The organism is Nitrosophilus sp. (assembly GCF_982775275.1).
The window spans coordinates 1-1,940 of record NZ_CEXZHP010000247.1 but is presented as its reverse complement, the minus strand read 5'-3'; the positions used below and the strand labels follow the sequence as shown (position 1 = coordinate 1,940).

At 39.3% G+C, this 1,940-nt stretch carries 4 protein-coding genes and 1 pseudogene; 1 reads left to right on the top strand and 4 read right to left on the bottom strand.

The genetic code is table 11. The features are described from left to right. Together AC30RD_RS08865 and AC30RD_RS08860 are read right to left on the bottom strand one after the other, a co-directional pair. Nucleotides 1-315 (bottom strand): annotated as a pseudogene (locus AC30RD_RS08865) (glucose/galactose MFS transporter); the annotation flags it as partial. Continuing rightward, a complete protein-coding gene (locus AC30RD_RS08860; RefSeq protein ID WP_489494151.1) occupies nucleotides 296-616 on the bottom strand; it encodes a hypothetical protein in 321 nt (106 codons plus the stop codon). The pseudogene AC30RD_RS08865 and the gene AC30RD_RS08860, both read right to left, overlap by 20 nt. A gap of 27 nt (nucleotides 617-643) precedes the next feature. Here AC30RD_RS08860 and AC30RD_RS08855 point away from each other — a divergent pair, with 27 nt between their 5' ends. Next, nucleotides 644-1,348 carry an SDR family oxidoreductase gene (locus tag AC30RD_RS08855; RefSeq protein WP_489494150.1) on the top strand — a complete coding sequence of 235 codons (705 nt, stop codon included), beginning with the start codon at nucleotides 644-646 and terminating at the stop codon, nucleotides 1,346-1,348. On the opposite strand, the gene AC30RD_RS08850 is transcribed toward AC30RD_RS08855, so the two are convergent. Both AC30RD_RS08850 and fliS read right to left on the bottom strand, forming a co-directional pair. Next, complete coding sequence (locus AC30RD_RS08850; RefSeq protein ID WP_489494149.1) at nucleotides 1,338-1,604, bottom strand: hypothetical protein; 267 nt, start codon at nucleotides 1,602-1,604, stop codon at nucleotides 1,338-1,340. The two genes, AC30RD_RS08855 and AC30RD_RS08850, sit on opposite strands and share 11 nt — an antisense overlap. Continuing rightward, the coding region (gene fliS, locus AC30RD_RS08845) for a flagellar export chaperone FliS (protein ID WP_489494147.1) at nucleotides 1,582-1,940 on the bottom strand (359 nt) is incomplete at its 5' end. The genes AC30RD_RS08850 and fliS, both read right to left, overlap by 23 nt.

Genomic DNA, 1,940 nt, shown 5'->3' with positions numbered 1-1,940 from the left:
TGCCGCTAGAAAAACTACAAACTCCCCACTGAGTGCAGCAGGTATAAAAAGAAGACTTCCTACCGCCATAACACGCAACCCTATCTCCATCCCTTTTTTATACCCTTTTTTCTCTAAGAGGTACGACATCGGCAATGCCATCACCGTATAGGCGATATAAAAAGCAAACGTTACAAAAAACGCTTCAAACGCATTAAGATGGCAGATAATTTTTAAAAAAGGGATAAGGGAACCATTCAGCCATGTAACAAAACCAAAAAGAAAAAACAAAATCCCCAGTATAATCATAGGGGTACTATTCAATCTCTTTTGCATTTTTTATCCCCTCAAGGTAGCAGGCAACCCCATCTTCATCATTGGTGTAATAACACCCCATATACGCTTCGGGAGCCAAAATATACTGCACTTCATCTGCAACCTCTTTTGTCACAAACTTTGTATCTATAATCTTTGCATCTCTTGTTGCAACCGTTAGAATCGCTTCATCTTTATAAGAGTTCCATATATTTTTAGTATAATCACTTACAAATAAATCGGAGCGCAAAAAGGTATAATCCAAATCGGTTCTATATATTTTTTTCATCCCATTAGTATAGCTAAAAATTGTAAGCGCCAAAATCACTCCGAAGAAGAAAGGTCCATCATGAAAATAAAAAAAGCATTGGTTACAGGAGCAAGCAGCGGTATAGGTAAAGCAATAACACACAAACTTCTCTCAATGGGCTATGAAGTAACGGGCATAAGCCGATGGGAAGAGAGTCCCACCTTTAAAGAGAGCGCTTTTAGTGCCATTACGGTTGATTTGAGTGATGAAAAAGCACTCTTGCAACTCTGCCAAAAACTTAAAAAAGAGGAGTTTGTACTTTTGGTAAACTGTGCCGGATTTGGGGTGTTTGCTCCCCATGAGGAACTCTCATTTACAACCATCACCACAATGACGTATGTCAACCTTACCGCACCCATGCTTCTTACAAATGCACTTCTGCGTTCACTGAAAAAAAATAGCGGTTACCTTATCAACATCAACTCCATTGAGGCGTTGCGTGCAAGCAAATTTGCAGCTTTATATTCTGCAACCAAAGCGGGTCTTAAAGCGTTTGGCGATGCTTTGTTTGAAGAAACACGCAAGAGCAATCTCACCGTTACAAATATAAACCCCGATATGACAGAGTCTGCCTTTTATGATGAGCTGCGTTTTGATGTAAGTGACAAGGAGGATGAAAAACTCTTAGCTTCCGATATTGCCGATGCCGTTGAGCATATACTCACTATGAGAAAAGGTGCGGCTGTCAGTGAATACACCCTTAGAAGTTTACATTTTGGTATAAAGAAAAAAGCTACGAGGTAATATCAAAGTGTGAGGGCACATCTGCAACTCCCGATTGCAAAAAGTCTATATTTTTTCTAATCTGCTGCATACTCTCATACGTTTGTTGTTTCTTCTTCTGTACCATCTCTCCTGCTTGTTTAAGAAGCAATATTACACTCTCCACCTCATCCATACTCTCAAGTTTTGGTAAATCAGAAAGTAAATCTTCCAAAAGAGGCAAATCTTCTGTCACTAGCGCTATTGTCAGCTGTTTACGCCACACTTGTTGTTTCATGCCACGCTTCCAACAAACCTTTAAACACCTGTGTGCATTCATCAAGTTTCTCACTTTCATCCTCTAGCATTGCCTGAAAAAGTAACTTCAATTGGTAGTCATACAACCCATCAAGATAAACCGCAACATCACCCCCTTCGAAATCCAAAATGGAACGCAACTCATTAATAACAGCGATGGATCGATTTAACCAATACACTTTTTTCTCTATATCTTTATCTTTAATTGCCTTTTTTGCCTGAGCGTTAAATCGTAAAACACCCTCATACAGCATCTCTATCAATTTCGTTGGCGATTCGACAGAAACATGGTTTTCGTTATATATATTATGCGCTG